Source organism: Flavihumibacter profundi (assembly GCF_020076305.1).
GTDB lineage: Bacteria > Bacteroidota > Bacteroidia > Chitinophagales > Chitinophagaceae > Flavihumibacter > Flavihumibacter profundi.
In genome coordinates this window covers 509,617-530,796 of record NZ_JAIQXE010000001.1, presented here as the reverse complement: position 1 = coordinate 530,796, position 21,180 = coordinate 509,617, and the positions used below count along the sequence as shown (strand labels likewise).

16 protein-coding genes are annotated in these 21,180 nt (G+C 43.4%); 3 read left to right on the top strand and 13 right to left on the bottom strand.

Annotation, left to right across the window (positions count from 1 at the left end; all coding sequences use genetic code 11):
* Positions 1-7: 7 nt before the first annotated feature.
* Positions 8-2,614: an MGH1-like glycoside hydrolase domain-containing protein gene (locus LAQ65_RS02210; RefSeq protein ID WP_224115298.1), complete on the bottom strand. Its 2,607-nt coding sequence runs from the start codon at positions 2,612-2,614 to the stop codon at positions 8-10.
* A 104-nt stretch (positions 2,615-2,718) separates the two neighbouring features.
* Between LAQ65_RS02210 and LAQ65_RS02205 the strand changes: the two genes are divergently transcribed.
* A complete protein-coding gene (locus LAQ65_RS02205; protein ID WP_224115297.1) occupies positions 2,719-3,150 on the top strand; it encodes a CBS domain-containing protein in 432 nt (143 codons plus the stop codon).
* Positions 3,151-3,176: 26 nt separating this feature from the next.
* On the opposite strand, the gene LAQ65_RS02200 is transcribed toward LAQ65_RS02205, so the two are convergent.
* The 6 genes from LAQ65_RS02200 to LAQ65_RS02175 all read right to left on the bottom strand — a co-directional run bounded on the left by LAQ65_RS02200 (position 3,177) and on the right by LAQ65_RS02175 (position 13,422).
* Positions 3,177-5,285, bottom strand: a complete 2,109-nt coding sequence (locus LAQ65_RS02200; protein ID WP_224115296.1) for an endonuclease MutS2 — start codon at positions 5,283-5,285, stop codon at positions 3,177-3,179.
* A 313-nt stretch (positions 5,286-5,598) separates the two neighbouring features.
* A complete protein-coding gene (gene trhO, locus LAQ65_RS02195; protein ID WP_224115295.1) occupies positions 5,599-6,645 on the bottom strand; it encodes an oxygen-dependent tRNA uridine(34) hydroxylase TrhO in 1,047 nt (348 codons plus the stop codon).
* 86 nt (positions 6,646-6,731) lie between these two features.
* A complete protein-coding gene (locus LAQ65_RS02190) occupies positions 6,732-9,203 on the bottom strand; it encodes a DUF5686 and carboxypeptidase regulatory-like domain-containing protein (RefSeq protein WP_224115294.1) in 2,472 nt (823 codons plus the stop codon).
* An 81-nt stretch (positions 9,204-9,284) separates the two neighbouring features.
* Positions 9,285-9,626, bottom strand: coding sequence for a hypothetical protein (locus LAQ65_RS02185; protein WP_224115293.1), 342 nt, complete (start codon positions 9,624-9,626; stop codon positions 9,285-9,287).
* A 28-nt stretch (positions 9,627-9,654) separates the two neighbouring features.
* Positions 9,655-12,117, bottom strand: a complete 2,463-nt coding sequence (locus LAQ65_RS02180; RefSeq protein WP_224115292.1) for a penicillin acylase family protein — start codon at positions 12,115-12,117, stop codon at positions 9,655-9,657.
* A gap of 219 nt (positions 12,118-12,336) precedes the next feature.
* Positions 12,337-13,422: an aminotransferase class I/II-fold pyridoxal phosphate-dependent enzyme gene (locus tag LAQ65_RS02175; RefSeq protein ID WP_224115291.1), complete on the bottom strand. Its 1,086-nt coding sequence runs from the start codon at positions 13,420-13,422 to the stop codon at positions 12,337-12,339.
* A 96-nt stretch (positions 13,423-13,518) separates the two neighbouring features.
* Between LAQ65_RS02175 and miaE the strand changes: the two genes are divergently transcribed.
* Positions 13,519-14,133: a tRNA-(ms[2]io[6]A)-hydroxylase gene (miaE, locus tag LAQ65_RS02170; RefSeq protein ID WP_224115290.1), complete on the top strand. Its 615-nt coding sequence runs from the start codon at positions 13,519-13,521 to the stop codon at positions 14,131-14,133.
* Here miaE and LAQ65_RS02165 read toward each other — a convergent pair.
* From LAQ65_RS02165 to LAQ65_RS02155, 3 genes are read right to left on the bottom strand one after another with little or no spacing between them, the layout of a single operon-like run.
* Positions 14,130-15,107: a GSCFA domain-containing protein gene (locus LAQ65_RS02165; protein WP_224115289.1), complete on the bottom strand. Its 978-nt coding sequence runs from the start codon at positions 15,105-15,107 to the stop codon at positions 14,130-14,132. The genes miaE and LAQ65_RS02165 overlap by 4 nt on opposite strands.
* 1 nt (position 15,108) lies before the next feature.
* On the bottom strand, positions 15,109-15,981 hold the full coding sequence (locus LAQ65_RS02160; protein ID WP_224115288.1) for a hydroxymethylglutaryl-CoA lyase: 873 nt from the start codon (positions 15,979-15,981) through the stop codon (positions 15,109-15,111).
* Between the two features lie 14 nt (positions 15,982-15,995).
* Complete coding sequence (locus LAQ65_RS02155; protein ID WP_224115287.1) at positions 15,996-16,949, bottom strand: helix-turn-helix domain-containing protein; 954 nt, start codon at positions 16,947-16,949, stop codon at positions 15,996-15,998.
* A gap of 97 nt (positions 16,950-17,046) precedes the next feature.
* Between LAQ65_RS02155 and LAQ65_RS02150 the strand changes: the two genes are divergently transcribed.
* Complete coding sequence (locus LAQ65_RS02150; protein WP_224115286.1) at positions 17,047-17,592, top strand: hypothetical protein; 546 nt, start codon at positions 17,047-17,049, stop codon at positions 17,590-17,592.
* On the opposite strand, the gene rlmB is transcribed toward LAQ65_RS02150, so the two are convergent.
* The 3 genes from rlmB to LAQ65_RS02135 form a co-directional block, all read right to left on the bottom strand.
* Positions 17,589-18,356, bottom strand: a complete 768-nt coding sequence (rlmB, locus tag LAQ65_RS02145; RefSeq protein ID WP_224115285.1) for a 23S rRNA (guanosine(2251)-2'-O)-methyltransferase RlmB — start codon at positions 18,354-18,356, stop codon at positions 17,589-17,591. The two genes, LAQ65_RS02150 and rlmB, sit on opposite strands and share 4 nt — an antisense overlap.
* Before the next feature lie 70 nt (positions 18,357-18,426).
* On the bottom strand, positions 18,427-19,680 hold the full coding sequence (gene metK, locus LAQ65_RS02140; protein WP_224115284.1) for a methionine adenosyltransferase: 1,254 nt from the start codon (positions 19,678-19,680) through the stop codon (positions 18,427-18,429).
* Between the two features lie 41 nt (positions 19,681-19,721).
* Positions 19,722-21,137, bottom strand: coding sequence for a DUF4270 family protein (locus LAQ65_RS02135; RefSeq protein WP_224115283.1), 1,416 nt, complete (start codon positions 21,135-21,137; stop codon positions 19,722-19,724).
* Between the last annotated feature and the right edge of the window lie 43 nt (positions 21,138-21,180).

Genomic DNA, 21,180 nt, shown 5'->3' with positions numbered 1-21,180 from the left:
AAAATATTTAATGCCTGGGATGTAATAATTTGGCTACAAGTCCCGTCCAGCCTGTTTGGTGGGATGCACCCACACCCCTGCCGTTATCCCCGTGGAAATATTCATAAAACAAAAAGTAATCCTTGAAATACGGGTCTTTCTGCAATAAGTCATAATCGCCATTTACAGGTCGCCTGCCATTCTCGTCGGTCCGGAATATTTTCAATAAACGGTTCGATAATTCATTGGCCACCTCATCAAGGGTCATGAAATTTCCTGAGCCATTAGGGTACTCCACTTTAAGAGCTTCGCCATAATAGTAATGGTACCGTTGCAAAGATTCTATGATCAGGTAGTTTAACGGAAACCAGATCGGCCCACGCCAATTGGAATTACCGCCAAACATATTGCTGTCTGATTCTGCCGGCAGGTACTTCACGCCAAAACTATTACCATCAATTTCAATATTGAATGGGTGTTCTTCATGGAACCTGGATAAGGCGCGTACCCCGTATTCACTGAGGAATTCCGTTTCATCAAGCACTTTCTGCAAAATGGCGATCAGTTTATCGGACCTGATCAGGGAAAGCAAGTGTTTTTCGCCGGAAAGTGTGCTGCTCCACTCCGATATGATGGAAGAGTAAGAAGATTTATGTTTCAGGAACCACTCAAGCCGGTGCACAAATTCAGGTATCTGCGCGAAGAGGCTATGATCGATTACTTCTACCGCGAAGAGCGGGATTAGTCCAACCATTGACCTTACCCGAAGTTTCAGTTCTGAACCATCCGGCTTTTTCAGCACATCATAGAAAAACTGGTCTTTTTCATCCCAAAGGCCGGCATCTTTTTCACCAAAACTATTCATGGCTTTTGCGATATACACAAAATGCTCAAAGAATTTGGTCGCCATATCGGCATATACATGGTTATGGGCCGCCAGTTCAAGGGAAATGCGCAGCAGGTTCAGGCAATACATAGCCATCCAGCTTGTGCCATCGCTTTGCTCCAGGTGGCCGCCACCCGGCAAAGGCGCACTCCGGTCAAATACCCCGATATTATCCAAACCAAGGAATCCGCCCTGGAAGATATTGTTCCCATCATGGTCTTTCCGGTTGACCCACCAGGTAAAATTCAATAACAGTTTATGGTACACACTTTCCAGGTATACAATATCCCCTTTCCCATCATGCATATTTTTATCGATCTCGTATACCCGCCAGGTTGCCCAGGCATGTACTGGCGGATTCACATCGCCCAGGTTCCATTCATAGGCAGGGAACTGGCCATTGGGGTGCATATACCATTCCTTTGTAAGTAACTGCAATTGGTTTTTCGCGAAGGCAGGGTCTAAATACGCCAGGGGGATGCAATGGAAAGCAAGGTCCCAGGCGGCATACCAGGGGTATTCCCACTTATCGGGCATGGAAATAATGTCAAAATTATTCAGGTGGCTCCAGTCGTGGTTTCTACCCCAGGCCCTGTTCCGGGGTGCGGGTTTGTTCGGATCGCCACTCAACCATTTTTCTACATCATAATAGTAAAACTGTTTGCTCCACAGCATACCTGCGTAAGCCTGCCTTTGCAGCCTGCGGTCTTCCTGAGACAGGACACCCCTTTGCAAATCGGTATAAAACTCTTCATTCTCATTCATCCTCTGCCAGAAAATGGCATCGAAATCGTGGAAAGGATAGTCCAGCGCTTCCCTGGATAACCTTAACTGTACGGTAACCGTTTCACCTGCTCCAACCACAAGGTTATAATGCGCTGAGGCCTTGGTGCCCGTTTTAGATTTACTGATGGTGGTACGCTTCTTATTGACAATGAATTCGTTGATCCCGTCTTTTGCAATAGGCTGAATCCCCTTTTTCCCCTGGAATCTTTTTGAGTTGGTTTCATTTTCACAAAAAAGCAGGTCGCAATTGCCGTTGCAATACATGAAATATTGCCCGGACCGCTCATGGTTCAGCCGGATGGCATTAGGGCCATCCGCTTCTAATTTTGGCTTGTACTCGTCAATTCCCCAGGACCAGGTATTCCTGAACCAGACTGTTGGTAAGAGGGAAAGGGAAGCTCCTTCCTTGTTGCGGTTAGCGACAGATATTTTGATGAGGATATCTGTTGGAGTGGCTTTGGCGTATTCGACAAAAACATCAAAGTACGCACCGGTGTCGAAGATGCCGGTGTCTACAAGTTCGAATTCAGGTTGTTCCCTGTTTCTTTTATCATTTTCGGCATAGAGTTCATCATATGGAAATGCTTTCTGGGGATACTTATAGAGCATTTTCATATAGGAATGCGTAGGGGAACTATCCAGGTAATAATAGAGTTCTTTTACATCTTCCCCGTGATTTCCCCTTGGCCCTGTTAAACCAAACAGCCTTTCTTTTATAAAGGGATCCTTTTTGTTCCACATGGCCACTGAAAAGCAAATGCGCTGCGCTTCGTCACAAATACCCGCTATTCCATCTTCTCCCCAACGGTAGGCATAACTTCGGCTCATATCATAGGTTACCCCTTCCCAGGTATTGCCATCTTCGGTATAATCTTCCCGAACAGTAGCCCATTGGCGGTCGGAAACATAGGGTCCCCATTTCTTCCACTTAGGATCAGTCAGGCGCTGTTGCTCAACATTCATGCAGGTCTTTTTTCGTTTCGGTAGTGGTAAAGATAAGCATACCGGCATTTTAACATTTTGGGAATAAATCAGTATCTTATACAGCCAAACGATAAAGCTCCTGTATGAAAAAAGTAGCAGATATTCTTGCCCGTAAACACCGTGAATTAATCAGCGTAGCTCCGGCCCACACGGTTTTGGATGCCTTAAAGATTATGAGCGATAACAATATCGGTTCCATCCTGGTACTGGAAAATGACCGGTATATGGGCATTATGACAGAACGCGATTATGCCCGGAAAGTAATTCTTAAAGGAAAGTCTTCTACCGATACCATTGTAGGCGATATCATGTCCACCGATTTACCAAGGATTAGTCCGGCCAGCTCTATTGAAGAATGCATGCAGCTGATGTCGGTGAACAATATCCGGTACCTGCCGGTATTTGACGGAGATCAGCTTACAGGCATCATTTCCGTGAATGACGTAATTAAGGCGGTGATTGCCAACCAGGCGGAAACGATTTCGCATTTACAGACTTATATACACTCGCAGTAAACTATGAGCGGTGAACGGTAAGCGGGTTATGAGCCGGAAATATTTTTTTCTTTAACTGCCACGAGGTCTTTGATATCGACCTGCATGGGAAGTAGTCCTATTTTCACTACTGCCCGCTTCCCCCTCAGTTCGATGACTTCTCCAACCTGGTGATTGCGCTTCATTTTTACTTTTATACCAACCTGGATATCGCCACCGATCTCATCGAATTTTGAGTCAATTTTTTTCTGGAGTTTATTAACAACTTTGTGTTCATCCTTTTTGAAAAGCAGGTTGAACATTTCTTTCATAACCTTTTCTTTATCGGTTGTTTTTTTCCACTCTATCAATATCTGTTTCATCTTCCTGTCCATATCTTTCAGGTAGTCGATCCTGTCTTCGGTAATTTTATTCTGCTGCTTCAGTAACTCAACCTGCTGACGGTGTTTTTCCTTATCCATTACCTGCTCCATTTCTTTCTTCAGGCGCTCATTTTCTTTCATTAGTTTAGCCAGCTCTTTTTCCCTTTTCTCCAGTTCACGCAAATCCTGTTCTGTTCGGTTCAGCAATTTATCCAGGCTAAAATGGTTTTCATCTACCAATGCACGTGCACGGTTAATAAGTCGCTTGTCCAGACCGATCCTTTCAGCAATTGAAAAAGTATAAGAACTGCCTGGTTTTCCTATGATTAATTTGTATAATGGCATTAAGCTCATTTCATCAAATGCCATTGCGCCGTTTATGATACCTGGTGTTTTGTTAGCCATTACTTTCAGGTTCAGGTAATGTGTGGTTACAATGCCCATGGCATGCTTCCTGGCCAATTCTTCCATAATCACTTCCGCAAAAGCGCCACCAAGGTTAGGATCAGATCCACTGCCAAGTTCATCAATGAAAAAGAGCGTTTTCCCATTAGCTGTCTCCATGAAATGCTTCATGTTTTTGAGGTGGGAGCTATAAGTACTCAATTCAAATTCCAGGCTCTGTGTATCACCAATATGGATCATCAATTGTTTGAAAATACCAAACTGGGAAGAAGGATGGACAGGCACCAGCAATCCGCTTTGTACCATCATCTGGTTAAGCCCCACAGTTTTCATTGTCACTGTTTTACCACCGGCATTGGGACCACTGATTACCAGGATACGGTTTTTATCGTCGAGGGTTAAACTAACCGGGATAGTTGGTTTTTCCTGTCGTTTGTTATAGATGAACAAAAGCGGGTGGTATGCATTAACAAGATGGATATGGGCCTTATCAACAACCACCGGGTATTCACCGTTATAATCTTGTGCAAATCTTGCTTTTGCCCTTATAAAATCATATTCGCCTGTTACATTAAGGTAGGCTTTCAGCAAATCTGCATAGGCCGATAATTTTGCAGTTAGTGCCCGAAGTATCCGGTACACTTCGCGTTTTTCATCATTCTCGAGTGAGTATACATCATTGTTTAGTTCAATGGTTTCTTCAGGTTCAATAAATGCTGTTTTACGGGTATCGCTTTCCCCATGGAGGATACCTTTGATCATTCTTTTTTGTTCCGCAAAAACAGCGAGGACGCGTCGGCCATTCAGGAAAGATTCTTCAATATCAGCCAGGTATCCCTGCTTGTTTAATTTTTGGACGACCCGCTCAAACGCCCGCCGGAGGTCGGCCCTTTTTTTGTAAAGACTCATCCTGATTTTTCGCAGTTCCTCTGATGCATTATCCAGCACTACCCCATGCTCATCAACCACCTCATTTATCATTGCCTGGATGCCTTTTTCATAATAAGTGCCTTCAATTACCTGTGCTAACCCTCCATAAGCCAGCCTTCGTTCATTATCAAACCACCTGAATATATTCTGGATATTTTCTGCGAGTTTCCTGATATTCACCAACTGTTCACCCGACATTACTGCACCGGGAATTCCCAGCAATTTCAGGTCTTTGGAAAGGTTTATGATAAAGTCATTGGGAAAGTAAACCGAATTTTGCAGCAACTGGCGGTATTCGTGGCTTTGCCGCAGTTCCAGTTCTATAAAAGAAAGACGTGTATGTATCCTGAGGTCTCCGGCCTTTTGACGCGCGTATTCAGTTTTACAATGCGTTTCGAGCAGGGTCTTGATTTTCTCAAACTCCAGTTGCACGACCGCCGATTCAGGAAAAAGTTTCATAAGTTTTCAAAGTAAAGGCACGAAAACCCGGTTTTCCGCCGACCGGCAAAGTTAGGGTAAATTTTCACCCATTTTCACCCGCCGGGTATTACCCGGCGGGTGAATAATTTAATAGGTATACCTGTAACCCATAATCAATGCCGCCATAATAACTGTAACGGGAATGAAATTCTTTTTCATAACAAAAGGTTTCAGCGTGAGAAATAAGGCTTGCTACCGGACCAAATTTACAATGCTGAAACCCCCGAAAACAAAGTCAATAATGCCGTTTACAACCGGGAATTTCCCCGTTAATGCATTTTAACATCCAGTGTTATATACCCGGGTCTTTTTGCAGCAAGGGACGCACCCTCGCCTTTGATTTATTGAATATGTGTTGTCCTTTTACAATGCCTTTCCGCAATTCCTTCTGCGTTTCTTCAGGCAGATGAATAGTATCCTGGCAGGCATGGCTACAGCATCCTTCGTATTTTTCTGCGCATTTTTCACATTGGATAAACAAAAGGTGGCAGCCCTCATTCCTGCAGTTGGTATGTGTATCAGCAGGTTCCCCGCACTGGTGGCAACGTGCAATTATTTCTTCACTAATCCGCTCCCCCAGCCTGTTATCAAATACAAAATTCTTTCCCTTGAATTTATTGGGAAGGCCTTTTTCCTTTACTGAATTCGCATAATTAATGATTCCGCCTTCGAGGTGAAAAACATTCTTAAAGCCATTGTGTAACATATATGCGCTTGCCTTTTCACACCTTATGCCACCTGTGCAATACATGATGATGTTTTTGCTGCGGTTTTCCTTCATCATATCTACGGCCATGGGCAATTGTTCGCGGAAGGTATCGCTGGGTACTTCAATGGCACGTTCAAAATGGCCCACTTCATATTCATAATGGTTGCGCATATCTATCACAATGGTATCCGGGTCGCTGGTGAGTTCGTTGAACTCAACGGCATTTACATACCGGCCCTTATTTCGCATATCGAAATCAGGGTCAGTTATGCCATCCGCCACTATCTTCTCCCTGACCTTAATTTTTAATACCCAAAATGATTTACCATCATCATCTACTGCAATATTCAGGCGCAGCCCATTTAATGGCTCAATGGAATACAAATAAGCCTTCATCACTTCAAAAGACGATGCAGGTACACTTATTTGCGCATTGATACCTTCATTGGCTACGTAAATCCGGCCAAATACCTTCAGTGCATGCAGGTTTTTGTACAACTCATCCCTGAAAGCCCGGGGATCTTCAATAAAAAAATAATGATAAAAGGAGATAGTTATCCGGGGTTCGGATTCCTCCATTAAACGCTTCTTCAGCTCCTCCTGGGAGACACGATTGTGTAATACAGCCATTATATGGAAATTTTAAGGACACTTGCCTTGTGAACAAAATTTCTGAAACAGGCGCAAAGGTAACAAGAGTTTTGTTCCGGCGCAAATCATTCAGCACTGCCACTTCCCGATAATATGCCACGCGCTGAAATCCGGAAAAATGCACCCTGGTAATGCCCCTGGTCAAAAGACCAAACGACATCTGCCCGGATAATCTTAAATATATTTTCAAGTCCGAGGAATAGCTCTTCATAATGCTTGTTGCCATCAAGCCATAACCCATTTGCACCACCTACAAGGTACCAGTTAAAAGACCGGAACCCTGGTATTTTATTGGTTAGTAACCCATTAAAATGGTGCTCAAGGTGCCCTTCAAACCATATGCTTTCCGTATTGCTGTACTGGTAATAAGGCAGGGCCTGGAAACTGCTCAGGTAGTTTGTGGCCAAGGCAACCTGGTTTCCATTAAAATGCTTGTAATCCGGAACCTGAACCGTCTGGTGTTGCAAAAATCCTCCCGCGGAAATATTGTACTGCAGCTCGCCGCCTAATTTAAAGTTGAGGTCATCTTTTATACCCGCCTCCCATTTCAGGTAATCAATATCACTTCCCAACAGGTCTTTGATACCTTTGGAGAAGCCAAAGCTGAACAAGGGGTATTTTGAACCCAGGTTCATTTTGCGATCTGGAAATTCTATATATTTAACTCCCGGCCTCCAGGTCAAACCGATATCCAGTATCACTGCCTGGTGCTTCTCCATCGGGGCATTCATTATTTCAACCGGGTAATTGGGGGTATAGGTTCGGTCCTTAACATTCCGCCAGGTTTGAGAAGTGCTGTTTTCAAGTGGCGCCCGGTCCTGGTACTGCAAGCGGCTTAAAAGGTTCAGGCCATTTCCAAGCTCTTTTGTATAACTGAATTTGATGAAACCTGCTTCATACAGTTTCATATAATTCTGCTCCCAGAATAAGGATGCCAGTGTATTTGCAAATGTGCCAATCGGATTATTGTTATTGTACTGAAAAACATATTTTCCACCCACAAGGGAAACGGTGGACAATTCCTTTTTCCCATAGCTATAACTCCCTTCCAGTTTGCCGTAGAATTTCTGGCTGCTGAATCCATAGCGCATAACAGGTCTTATAAACAGCATCTTGCGGATATCAGTACTGTCAATCCTTTTAGAATAACTTCCAGAAATATTCAATAACCAACCTTCAACTGTATTAAAGCTTACCGCTTGAAGCAATGGATTGAAAGAATAAGTTTCTCGCTTTTTTTGTCTTTCAAAAGATTCACCGGTAAACAGAATTCCTGTAACAGATACTTTATTTCTAAGACGGTCCAGGGAATCAAGGTATCGGGGATTTTTCCGAACCTGTTCAAGACTGTCCTTCCGGTGGAAGTCTAGCATTTCTTCCGGCTGCAGTGGCAATGGTCTTACAGAATCCCAATACTCAGCCCCTTTCCTGTTTGACCCTTCATAATATTTTACCACCGCATTGTTGAAGTATTTCGGTGCAAATTCGGCATCAAGGTTGAACTTTGAGTAAACGGTAACTGAACTACCAAATGCATCGAATCCAAAAAACTTTATTGCAGGATATAATACCTGGTTTCGTATCACCCAGGCATTTTTTGTTAGTGGTGCATACAGTTGTTCTATGGTTAGGGTATCAAGCACCTGCATTTGCGATGACTTCAGCAATTTCAATTGCAGGCTGTGGATGCGCCATTCATTTTCAACAATCATTATATATCCTGAAAAAACTGGCTCAAACTTTCGCTTCGGGGTTACTTTGATACGGTTTACTTCAACACCATCTTCCCAAAAACTCCCTTCAAAATGATACTTGTAAAAATTAAGCGCATTATCGGAAATCGGCGATATAAATCCCCTCGGATTTAATCCGCCTGCCTCTATATTGTTTTCGTAAAAATTGATGATTTGCGGCAGGCTCAGACCGAAGGAATTGCTGCTGCCGCTAACCCGTGTTGACAAAACTTCAAGCTTTGATTTATCCGGTGGCCGGATAGAATATTTCGCAACGGTTTCGGAGAGGTATAAAATTTTTCGTTTGCTGGTATCGCCATCTTCAAAATCTACTTTTTTACCCATGAATTTATCCGGAAAATTCCTGAGCTGGAGTTGTTCCTTGGTGTACACTTCACTGCTGAAATGGTCCAGTTCCTGCAAATGGTCTTTTCGCTTCTTTATGGCATTCCTGATAATTTCATACGCCGGGTCTTCACCACCCGGCCTTACCACAACTTCGTTTAATGATACCTGTTGCAGGGTAAGTATAAAATCCAGTTTCTGAGGTTCCGCAACAACTGTAATCGTTTTTTCCTGCCTGGCATACCCTACATACTGGGCAATAAGCGTATACTCACCATTTGGTAAGTTAAGCTGGAAGTTACCATTTACCCCTGTTGTAGTGCCCTCCCTGCCATTCTTTACGTAAACTGATGCATACGCAAGCGGCTTACCTGCGTCATCTTTTACAAAACCACTGATGGTGCCGGAAAATGCCGGAAAAAATCCAAGCAACAACAAAAAGCATACAACTATCCTCATAATGATTGGCTGTCCGAATATAACCGGCCAGGAGTTAATGCAAACATCACGAGAGCCTTTACCGGGAGATTTAACGAAGGATTATAGCTTTCTTGCAAAGCATCCTGTAAGTGCCCCAAATCCTCCTACCAATCCACCTATTATACCGGTTACCAGTATCAGTAAGCCCGGACTTTCCTTCTTTAAAATAATAATAGAAACTTTCTGTGCCAGGATATCATTGTTTGCAGAACTTATTATCCAGGATAATATTACCCACAGCAGGAACAAGGACAGAAACCCCGAAAGGAAAGCTTTCCAGGGTACCTGGTGAATGGCAGCCGCAACAATAAATGCGGCTATAGCGATAGACCACCATTCCAGGAAGATGCATAATGCGAAACTTAACAGCGCTGTAAGAAGTATTGATACAGTGAATTTCATGTGTATTGCTTTAAGGCTTCATCAATCATCAGGATTTACTGAAATGCATGGTCCATTTAATACGCGGATCGGTATTTTCTTCTTTTTTCATTAACCAGAGCTTATGGTATTTTCCGGCAACCCAGTCATCCACAAAATTGTCGTAATAAGCACTTCCGGGATTACCGCTTTGTCCGCCCGGATAAACACCATATGCCTCAATATCATCTGTCATATGTACAATCATTCTCCAGCTTGGCCCGTGATCCGCCTCTGTGGCATTGATAACACCTTTACCTCCGCCAATGGGCAGGTGCAGCCTGCTAAAGGGATCAATTACTTTCAGCAAATGGCGTATATGTGTGTCTTTGACTTTTTCCCAGGGTAGAAGTCCGCTTGCAGATAGCTTTTCCAAAGAATCGGAAGCTTCTTTCAGCGAGGAAACCAACAAATCTTCCAGGGTTTCCTTTTCAGGTGTATTGATATTATCTATAAATGAATAAGCAGAATCCCTGTGCAAGGATTCAACCAGCACATACTCCCCGGGATTTGGCAATGGCAAGCCTACTTTACCAAATTCATCACCCCATGTGGCTTTTTCAAGAGCTGCCCACCATAAGGTAAACACTATAGCCCCTTCTGCTCCCACGTCATACCGGTTATCCCATTGCTTATAAATACTGTAATATTTATTTGATATTTCATCAAGTTGGGCAGAGTTTACCCGCTCCAGGATATCCCTGGCGAACTCTGCTTTTACATTGTAATTGTCTGTCTGCATACGCATCATATCTTCAGGCCCCAAATGCTTTGCCGTATCGAGGTACCGGTTCACAATATATCCCCGGTAAACCGGAAAAACATCGCCCGTATAATAAGGGTAGGATCCATCCACAGATAATTGGTTGGCGCTGCTGACATAACCTCGTGAAGGATTTACCAGGTGCGGGTTCTCGGCCTGCGGGATCATGCCTTTCCATCGGTAACTGCTGTCCTTTCCAGGCATAATAAAATCACCCTGCCTTCTCCATTTTGCCGGGAACTGGCCTTGTTGCCAGATGGCTATATCACCACTGCGGGATGCAAATATGCAATTCTGGCCCGGACAAGTCAGGTTTTTGATCGCCTCAAGATATTCTGGGTAATTCTTTGCATGGTTCAGGCCATAAAATGCCAGACCATCATTACTCGCGTCATGGGCCTTCCACCTTACAGCAAGATTCCTTACATCTTTTTCACTGGCCCTGTAATTTTCATCATACATCACAGGTCCAAAAATGGTATAGGTAACCGTGTCTAACAAATCAGGCTTGCCTTTAATCTTAATTACTTCCACCCTTTTGTCGGAAGGCAACCACTTCCCATTATACAGATATGCAGCCTTGCTATCATCCTGGAATTCTATTTCGTAGTAATCCTTTACATCGCGGCCGGCATTGGTAAACCCGAAAGAGATATTTTGGTTGAAGCCAATAATAACATTGGGTGAACCGGGAAAAGTTGCGCCATATGCACTGAAATTCGGTGTGGTAATCTGCATTTCATACCATAAGGAAGGAAGGTTCAATCCAAGGTGCGGATCGTTGCACAAAATAGGCCTGCCACTTTTTGTTTTGGAACCTGCAACCGCCCAGTTATTGCTGCCGTTTTCAGGGTTGGGCTTATGGGTATTTACATGAGAGATACTTAAACTATCTCTGCGGAATCCAAAATAAGCTGAATCGGCATTTGCCGGGGGAGCCAGGTCCATTGCAGCAACAGCTGGATATGGTGATTCTGGTGTATTGGGGGCGATCGGTTTCAAAGAATCGGCCAGGTAATAAAACAGTTTCTCAAAATCGGCCTTTGAAAAATTATTCCTGGCATTGGTGAATTCCAGGTCACTCTCTCCACCTGCCAGATCATAGCTCATATATTTCAGGAAAAGAGCAGTCTTGAGTGTTGTCCATTTCTCGGGATAATAGCCCAATAATTTGTATTCAATGGGTAATTGGCTTTCTGTTAGCTGGTCTATATAAGCATTTACGCCATCTGCATAAGATTCATACTGCGCTTTTGAAGCGGGTGATTTCTCGACCTCTGCCACAGATTTCTCAGCGGCATAAGTCATGCCCAGCCTCCGCATGTTCCTGTCGTAATCGAGGATCCTGCCACCCGGACCTTCACCCAGTATTTCACTCAGGCGTCCTGCAGCAGCATGCGTTTGGAATTCCATTTGCCAGAGCCTGAATTTGGCATGCAGGTAGCCCTGGACGTAGTAAGCATCTTGTTCATCTTCGGCAAATACATGGGGTACTAGTTGCTCATCGAAGTAAACGTCAGTTTTTCCCTTCAGTCCGGGTAATCTCAGCTCATCATTAAAGGAAATATTGGCAGGTTCAGCGTTTTGCCAGATTCCGTGTTGCGGACTCAATAATTTTCCCAATGGAGCAGGCAGGACCTGTCTCGAATCAAAAATGAAGATTAAACCAATGGTAACCAGCGCTGTGCCGGCAAGAAACAAAAATCTCATAGTCAAGCTTTTGCTACAGCTAAAAGTAATATTAATTTCTATTTAACAGTTTTCTTTCAAACTATTTGGCTGATTTCAGGTCTTTAATACAAGGAAGTCTTAATCCTTTAAAAATCTTTACCATGGAAACAGCCATTACAAAAACAAGCAGGAATAAAAAACTGGTCCTCGGTTTATTATTTATTGCTTTACTGGCTTTAGGCCTAATAAAATAACCCCTTAGCGGAGGCAATACAACAATTGCTCCATTTCACCCGGTTGGTTAAACGTATGTAATACGATCCTCAGGCGTTCACTTCCCCTAGGTACTGACGGGTATAAAATGGGACGAACGTCTAAATTCGAAGCCTGTAATTTCGCGGCAAGTGCTTTAACCTCAGCATTGCCTGGCACTACAATACCCTGGATAGGTGTTTTTGATGCCAGTTTTTCATAACCCAGTTCAGCTGCCTGGAATACAGAGATCATTTGCCGGAGATGACTGCGTGGTTCCACCATTACCGGGAATTGTGTGTATGCCTGCCTGATAGCATATAAAGCAATCGGTGGTAATGCTGTTGTAAAAATAAATGGCCTGGAAAAATTCACCAGGTAGTCATGTAATTGCTGGCTGCCAACCACAGCTGCGCCATGTGCCCCGGCAGCTTTTCCATATGTATAAATCCGTGCGAAACATTTTTGGTGTACATTAATTGATTGTGCCAAACCCTCGCCCCTGTCGCCGATAACGCCAATACTATGCGCTTCATCAACGATAAGATGGGCATTATAACGGTCACACAGATCCGAAATTTCAGCCAATGGCGAAAAATCACCATCCATTGAAAAAACCGCTTCTGTAACAATAAACTTTTCCCCGCCACCGACCAGTTGTAGCTTTTTTTCAAGATCCTGCAGGTCATTGTGCCTGAACGAAAAGGATTGGGCAAAGCTTAACCTTATTCCATCCCGGATAGATGCATGGGAAAGTTGGTCATAAAAAATATGGTCGCCTTTTTGCGGCACAGCGCTAAGCAGGCCAAGGTTAGCATCGTATCCTGAATTAAAAATCAATGCTGCTTCAGCTTCATGAAACCTGGCAATTTCAGTCTCAAGTTCTTCCGCAGCCAGGCTGTTCCCCGACAATAACCTGGAACCGGTACTGCCATGGGCCAAATGCAGGTCCGGCAAAAGTTGCCCGCCGCGACTCAGTCCCAGGTAATCATTGGAACAGAAATCCACCATGCCGTTTACCTGCTTCAGCTGCCTGTAAGCCATTTGCGCTTTGCGTTCATTCAGTTTCAGCTCTAAAAATCTTTCCTTCATCCGAATAATTTAAATGGTTTTCCTGGTCCATTGAAACCTATCCCTATTTTTGCCGCAGCCCGGGGTCGGTGATCTTTGGCAATATAACCTGCTGGTATGGAATTGAATGAGATAAATGCGGTAAAAAATATCCTGGGGCTTCATTTGCCGACCGATCCACGCTGGGTTGACCTCGCAGCCATTTCCCTGGAAGATATCCTTACAGATCATGCGTATTGTGAGCAAAAAGCAGCAACCACCTGCATTTCCCTGATCCAGAAACACAATGATAAAACTCTTTTAGTCAAAGAACTGGCCCCCCTGGTTACCGAAGAATGGGGACATTTCCGGCTGGTTTTGCAGGAATTGCAAAAACGCGGCCTGTCCCTTGGTCGCCAGCGAAAAGATGAGTATGTAAACCAGTTACTCGCATTCCAGCGCAAAGGAGGCAATCCGGAAGAGCGGTTTTTAGACCAGTTGCTTACCATGGCCATGATCGAGGCCCGGAGTTGCGAACGGTTTAAGCGATTGAGCGAGGGATTGAATGATGAGTACCTGCGCCGTTTTTACCGGCGGTTCATGGAAAGCGAAGCCGGGCACTATGTTTTATTTATTCAACTGGCGGAACATTATATAGATGCGGAAAAAGTAAGGAAACGTTGGGCCGAATGGCTTGTAGAAGAAGCAAGGATCATGAATACCTTACAAATTCGAGGCGACCGTATCCACTAGGCCTGCAGGAAATAGTCCAGTTCTTCCTGCAAATCCAGGAATGGGTATTTTTCCATCAAATCCCGGGTTTTCGCGGCAAAACTTTGCAGGAATGATTTATGGGCCTGGGTTGAGGGCTGAAAGGCCTTGTGTTTCCGAGCTATTAATATTTGCTGGACAAGGTCAATTACGGGATGCATATCATGTGAAATATAATGTTCCCTGAATTTTTCCAGTACAAACTCTGTGCCCTGGTAGTTCGGATGCACCAGGTCGCTATCATAAAAACGGTAATCCCTTAAAACATCAATCATCAGTTCATATGCAGGGAAATAGTACAACCTGCTGAATTTATCCACCAGTTGATGCACTGATTCCAGTAACCGCGCTTTACTGCGGTTGTTTTCAATAACGCCATCACGAATATGCCTGACCGGACTTATGGTAAAAATAATATTGATATCAGCATTAAACATAAAAAGCCGGTGCAACATATTATCAAGGGCAGCAACAGTTTCATCAATAGTACAAAGATGTTTGCGAAACCATTGTGCCGGGGCACGGTGACAATTAGCTACAGGAATATTACCTTCTTTCAGGCGGTAAGAATAGGAAGACCCTAATGTGATTACAAGCCATTTTGCTGATTGGAGAAACTGGTGTGCAGTTCCCTGGGACTTATTGATATTTTCCAGTACCGCATTGGCTTCAATACCAGAAAAACGGGAATGGTGGTTCCAGCTTTGCCAGAGTTCATTGTAGAAAAACAGGTCACTGGCCTTGTATTGCCTGTTTTCCATGTAACTGACCAGGCTATCGGAAACACTGAGCGGATCAAAAAGGATACCATGCGGATTCTGAAGGACCTTGAATTTAAGGTTATCCAGTTTTCCACCGATATGTTCCGTAAAACAGGATCCAACCAGCAACAGAGTATCCGTATAGGTAATTGGCTGATCAGGACCTTTGATCGATATTTCAGTCATCAATTTCATATCAGTGTTGTTGGCGGAATATTTCTTCCGCAATCTGAAGACATTCCCCGAGTGCTTTGTTATTTATTCCGGTTTCAATTTTTTGTGCAGCAAAATAGCTGAGGAGGTTTACGGTATCCATATTACCCACCAGTTCATCACCGGCCATCGGGCAACCGCCAATGCCTTTTATAGCCCCGTCAAATCGCCTGCATCCGGCACTGAATGCGGCGTTTAGCTTTTCGTACCAATTATTTGCGGCCGCATGGAGATGCACACCAATTTTAACGGCCGGCAATTCCCTGACCAGGAATCTGGTCATTTGTTCCACCTGTCCGGCACTTGCTAATCCAACAGTATCTGCAAGGGATAAAGTTTTGATACCCATGGCGGCTATTTCCCCGGCCCATTTAAAAACCACTTCCTGAGACCATGGGTCACCGTATGGATTTCCAAAACCCATAGAAAGATAAACAACCAGTTCCTTATTCCGTTTTACACAAAGTGCCTGGCACTGTTCAACTGTTATTAATGATTGTTCAATGGAACTATTTGTATTACGCTGCTGGAATGTTTCAGAAACAGAAAAAGGGAAGCCGAGGTAACGGATAACCTCATACGAAGCAGCCTCTTCTGCCCCTCTTGTATTGGCTACAATTGCCAGCAGTGCAGAATTGGAAGATTTCATGTCAAGTCCTGCCAAAACCTGCCTCGTATCAGCCATCTGCGGAATAGCTTTTGGAGATACGAAACTTCCGAAATCAATAGTATGGAAACCTGCCTTCAAAAGGGCATTTATATACCTCACTTTATCGGAAGTGGAAATAGGTGAAGTCCAACCCTGAATAGCATCTCTGGGACACTCCACCAATTGAAGGAAGTCATTATCGGGCATATGGTTCAGCGAATCTACAAATTTGCATTCTTGCTTTCATTAATCTTCTGGCGGATTAATGTAAAAAAGCGGACCCTGTCTTTTTCCCCAGATTCACTGATCAAGGTAGATTTTCGGATAATGGTTTGAAAGTGGTTATAAGTAAGTTCATTAAATGCTTTATCAAATGTATGCAGGTGATTGAATACCGAATGAACCAGGAAAGTTACACTGGTATCATTAAGCTTTACCAGGATGGTATTATCGCCCAAAACAAACTCGTTGACGAAAATCCGGTAAGGTATATGCTTGTAATGCACCTGCCGGTCCGGACTGATTTTGTAGCCGAGTTCTGCCTGCAGTTCAATCAGTTCTAAACATTTCAAAAGCTCATCATAAACAGTTGCAACATCTTCAGGATTACTGAAAATCCGGGCCTCCCGGTAATATTCGATCTGGCGAAGGCTGCTGTTAACACTTTCGATATTCCAGATTTCAGTGGAAGGGAGTTGCGAGTAAGCATCAACAAGTTTTTTCCCATATTGAAGGATAACAGGGTCTACCAGTTCAAAACTGAAATTTTTGTTATTCAGCAAAGGATCATTCAATATTGTCCGCATCCAGAAAAAACATTTGAATGCCGCAAGCTTCGGGAATTGAAAATGGTGAAAAATCGGGATGTCCTTATTCAGGTAAAACATTTCCCTTTTTTCAAAACTGTTCATCTTTTGCACTTCTTCAGCAGCATTTCGCCAATAATCCAAGAAGCCGAATTCCGCCTTTTTTACGGTATACCCCGAAAAAATGAAAGAATCCGAATCAAGGTGGAAAAGCTGGTCCAGTGAAATTTTATACTTAAGGCAGAGCTTTTGCAATTCTTCAAAAGAAATGGGTTTTTCCCCGCGCAGGCGCCGGTATGCACTATCTGTACTGATATTGAGTATATCGGATATTTCCTCAACCAGGGAAACATGCGATGGCAACTTCATTTTCAGGTGCTGAAAAAATAATATTTGTATATTACCATTTTCCAATATGTTAAATATAAGGTAAAATTTATAAAGGCAAACACTTAAACCTACAGACATGAAATCGATTAAGCTCCTTTCCTTTGCTGTCATGCTATGTTCAATTACAATTGCCCAGGTAAGTCCCGACAGTTCCCAGAATAAAGGCAAAGTTCACACGGCTTATGTTAAAAAAACTGACGGATCCACCATAAAAGGTTTTTTATATGAGGCCACAGAAAATAGCCTGACCATAACTCCCGATTCAAAAATTCTCACAAACCTTTACACACTTACCCCGGAACAGGTAAACAAAATACAATTAAGACGCAAAGGAAATGTTGGGAGAGGTGCAATAATTGGCGGAATAGCTGGTGCAACAATTGGCATAATCATTGGCTTCGCCAGCGGAGATGATAAGCCTTGCGAAGGTTGCTTGTTTGATGTAACCTATACAGCCGGGGAAAAAGCAGCCATGGGTGGTATAACAGGACTGTTAACTGGCGCAGGATTGGGTACCATTATTGGAGCCCTTACCAAAAAGAAGTTCATTATCAATGGTAAAAAGGAAAACTACCAGTTGCATTACCAGGAAATAGTAGAGAAAGCAATGATCCGGCATTAAACACGCTGCCGCATCACCTCATAGAGGATCATTCCTGCAGCAACAGACACATTTAAAGATTCAAATTTCCCAGCCATCGGTATATGAAAAGGCGTATCAGCAATCTTCAATAAGGCAGGGTAAATACCCTTGTCTTCGCTTCCCATTATAATGGCCACAGGTTCCTTAAAATTGCAACCAAAAATGCTTATTTCGGCTGTCATTTCGCTGGCGAACACCTTAATACCATTCAGGTGAAGGGTATCTACAGCTTTCATGAGGCTGTTGACCCTGCAAACAGCTATTTTCTCCAGGGCTCCTGCTGATGTCTGGATGGCATCTTCATTGAGTGCCCCAACTCCTTTATCAGGAATTATAATGGCATGAACACCACAGCAGAAAGCTGTCCGCGCAATTGCTCCGATATTCCGGATATCTGTAACACCGTCGAGGATCAGAAATAATGGGGAGGCTCCTTCATCTGTAACCTGTGAAATAACATTCTGCAGGTCCTGGTACTGAATCTTTGCAATTACAGCTACACATCCTTCATGGTCGGTAATATTGAATCCGTTCAGTTTTTCAACAGGAACCTTATTAATGGGGACGTTAAGTTGATCAGCCAGCTTCCTGACCTCGTCAATTTCCGGACCATGCACGGTTTGCACGAGGTAAATCCTTTCCAGCTGTTTTCCTTCCTTTAAAGCGCTGATTACTTTCTGACGGCCAATGACCAGGGTATTTTTCCTGGGCCTTGACTGTGGTTGCTGGCGGAAATTTTTCATTGCGCAAAAGTATGAAAGAGTTTAACGCCATCCCAGAAACAAAAAAGCTACCGTGTGGTAGCTCTTTTTATTATTTAAGACCAAAGGCCTTTTTAACCTTTGGAACATAGTCCAGCTTTTCCCAGGTGAACAATTCCACTTTTTTCCTGACGATTTTTCCATCAGGTGATTTGAATTCCTTTTCCACAATCTGCGGTTTACGGCCCATATGGCCATAGGCTGCAGTTTCGGAATAAATAGGCGTACGCAGTTTCAAGCGCTGTTCAATAAAATACGGGCGCATATCAAAAATCCCTTCAACCAGCCTGGCAATTTCGCCGTCTGAAAGGTCAACCTTGGCTGTGCCATAAGTATTAACATAAATACCCATCGGTTGCGCTACACCGATAGCATAAGATACCTGTACCAATACCTCATCACAAACCCCGGCAGCTACCAGGTTTTTGGCGATATGGCGTGTTGCATAAGCAGCGGACCTGTCCACTTTTGAAGGATCTTTCCCACTAAAAGCGCCACCGCCATGTGCCCCTTTCCCACCATAAGTATCAACAATGATCTTCCGTCCGGTTAAACCGGTATCGCCATGCGGACCACCGATAACAAATTTCCCTGTGGGGTTGATATGGTATTTGATCTTATCGCTAAACAGCTTGGCGTATTTCCTGTATTTTGTTTTAATTCGGGGTACCAGGATTTCGATGATATCGCTTTTAATCTTTGCCAGCATTTTTGATTCAGTATCAAAATCATCGTGCTGGGTAGAAATAACGATAGCATCAATACGAACCGGAACATTATGGTCATTGTATTCCAGTGTTACCTGGCTTTTCGCATCGGGCCTAAGGTATTTAATTTGCTTATTTTCCCTTCTCAGTGCGGCCAGTTCCTGCAACAGCTTATGTGCCAGGTCCAATGCCAAAGGCATGTAATCTTCTGTTTCATTGGTTGCATAACCAAACATCATCCCCTGGTCACCAGCCCCCTGTTCTTCTTTTGTTTTACGGTCAACACCCTGGTTGATATCAGCAGATTGCTCATGGATAGCCGATAAAACACCACAGGAATTGGCTTCAAACATGTATTCACTTTTGGTATATCCTATTTTACGGATTACACCACGGGCTATTTCCTGTACATCGAGATAAGCTTTAGACTTTACTTCCCCGGCCAAAACAACCTGTCCTGTGGTAACCAGCGTTTCACAGGCCACCTTTGAATTAGGGTCAAAAGCAAGGAAGTTATCAATCAATGCGTCTGAAATCTGGTCAGCAACTTTGTCTGGATGACCTTCAGAAACGCTTTCTGATGTAAACAAATAAGGCATGTAAGTCAGTTTAAATTTCGGGGCAAATATAGGTTGGCCCGTTAAATTTTGGAATAAATAATATACAGGCGCAATTTTTTCGTTGCGTGGGCCCCGCCTCCGACTATTACCCTTCCACTGGCAATTGGTGGATTCAACCTTAAAACCCGGGTAATATCAGTGGTGCCGGCTAAAGTTGGAATAGTAATATAAGGTGCATAAAGCCTTAGGGAATATGAAGTTTGCCCTTTGCTTACAATACCCTGTACATAACGGGCCAAGTCAAATTCATACTTATCTGTCTTCAGGTATCCTCCAAAAATAGACGGGGTATAACCCAATCCGGAATTATCATCACGTATGAATGAATTAGGGATGGTATAATACCGGTTGTTGGCACTATCAATTGCATCGAGGAACAACAGGGAAGGCTCAGTGAAATAATTATCCTCCACACCTGGCAGTCGGTCTGCAATCAGGGTTGCTTTATAAATCAACCTGTTACTTAAGCTAGCCAGTGCTGGTATTTTAAGCAATGCGTATGACCCTGGTGAAGTCTGCAGGTAAAGCTCTTCCTGGTTGGATGATCCATTCTGCAGTTTGGAAGCATATGGGCTTCCTGAAATATCGCGGTTCACCAGGTTGGCATTAGCATAATTACGGAAAACGAAATCCGTAGTAGTAGTATCAGCAACCCCGTTTTTGATCTTGCGGTAATGAAAACGCAAACGGGTTCCTGCATTATAAAAGTTAACATAAGCGAGTGCCCTTTTAAAGGCAGACCCGGCATCGGGCCTTATAGCAAAACCCTTAAACTGTGAATTGAATAAAGTATCTGATTTATAATAGGAAGTATCAAGGTACATGAGTTTTAAACCTAGACTATTGGAAATGGGAATGCGTAATTCATTTACAGTTTTAACCGTGTCCTTTACTTTCAGGTATGCAATACTGTCATTGAGTGTACTGAATAACAGGTTATCCTTTTGTCCCACCAGGCCTGAAACCTGGAAAGGAGGATGGCTAATCAGGTAACCCAAAGAGGAATCCCTGAAATCAGAAGACTGGTCTATTTCATATACCTTAAGTGATTGTACAGCATTGGAATCACCGTATAGAGAGGTGTAATGGAGTGATAATATAAGAGAATCAAGCCCTATAATACTATCACTGGAGGATCCAAAAGGGTAACTACCAAATAACTGGGGCTGCATTTGCACGTAAGCTTCAGCATTAGTTGTACCGAAGGAAGGATCTTCCATTATACCTATTGCATGGTCTGCCGAATAAAGAATGCGGGTACTGTCTGGAAGGGAATACAGCTCGGTAGTGATTTCCAGTGTTGTATCAAAAACACTCATGTTATCTACCGCGGGAATCAGGTCGACAGCCAATTCTGTTGTCCTTATCTTGGTACAGGAGGAAGTATACAGTACAATAGAAAATATAATAGAAAGGCTATACAGAAGTTTCTTCACAAACAAACTGGTTAATTAGTCTAAAATAGTTGGACAGGAAAAA

Excerpts from the sequence above, each read along its gene's own strand:
- LAQ65_RS02210 (WP_224115298.1), bottom strand. The coding sequence starts at position 2,614 with ATGAATGTTGAGCAACAGCGCCTGACTGATCCTAAGTGGAAGAAATGG.
- LAQ65_RS02205 (WP_224115297.1), top strand. The coding sequence starts at position 2,719 with ATGAAAAAAGTAGCAGATATTCTTGCCCGTAAACACCGTGAATTAATC.
- LAQ65_RS02200 (WP_224115296.1), bottom strand. The coding sequence starts at position 5,285 with ATGAAACTTTTTCCTGAATCGGCGGTCGTGCAACTGGAGTTTGAGAAA.
- trhO (WP_224115295.1), bottom strand. The coding sequence starts at position 6,645 with ATGGCTGTATTACACAATCGTGTCTCCCAGGAGGAGCTGAAGAAGCGT.
- LAQ65_RS02190 (WP_224115294.1), bottom strand. The coding sequence starts at position 9,203 with ATGAGGATAGTTGTATGCTTTTTGTTGTTGCTTGGATTTTTTCCGGCA.
- LAQ65_RS02185 (WP_224115293.1), bottom strand. The coding sequence starts at position 9,626 with ATGAAATTCACTGTATCAATACTTCTTACAGCGCTGTTAAGTTTCGCA.
- LAQ65_RS02180 (WP_224115292.1), bottom strand. The coding sequence starts at position 12,117 with ATGAGATTTTTGTTTCTTGCCGGCACAGCGCTGGTTACCATTGGTTTA.
- LAQ65_RS02175 (WP_224115291.1), bottom strand. The coding sequence starts at position 13,422 with ATGAAGGAAAGATTTTTAGAGCTGAAACTGAATGAACGCAAAGCGCAA.
- miaE (WP_224115290.1), top strand. The coding sequence starts at position 13,519 with ATGGAATTGAATGAGATAAATGCGGTAAAAAATATCCTGGGGCTTCAT.
- LAQ65_RS02165 (WP_224115289.1), bottom strand. The coding sequence starts at position 15,107 with ATGAAATTGATGACTGAAATATCGATCAAAGGTCCTGATCAGCCAATT.
- LAQ65_RS02160 (WP_224115288.1), bottom strand. The coding sequence starts at position 15,981 with ATGCCCGATAATGACTTCCTTCAATTGGTGGAGTGTCCCAGAGATGCT.
- LAQ65_RS02155 (WP_224115287.1), bottom strand. The coding sequence starts at position 16,949 with ATGAAGTTGCCATCGCATGTTTCCCTGGTTGAGGAAATATCCGATATA.
- LAQ65_RS02150 (WP_224115286.1), top strand. The coding sequence starts at position 17,047 with ATGAAATCGATTAAGCTCCTTTCCTTTGCTGTCATGCTATGTTCAATT.
- rlmB (WP_224115285.1), bottom strand. The coding sequence starts at position 18,356 with ATGAAAAATTTCCGCCAGCAACCACAGTCAAGGCCCAGGAAAAATACC.
- metK (WP_224115284.1), bottom strand. The coding sequence starts at position 19,680 with ATGCCTTATTTGTTTACATCAGAAAGCGTTTCTGAAGGTCATCCAGAC.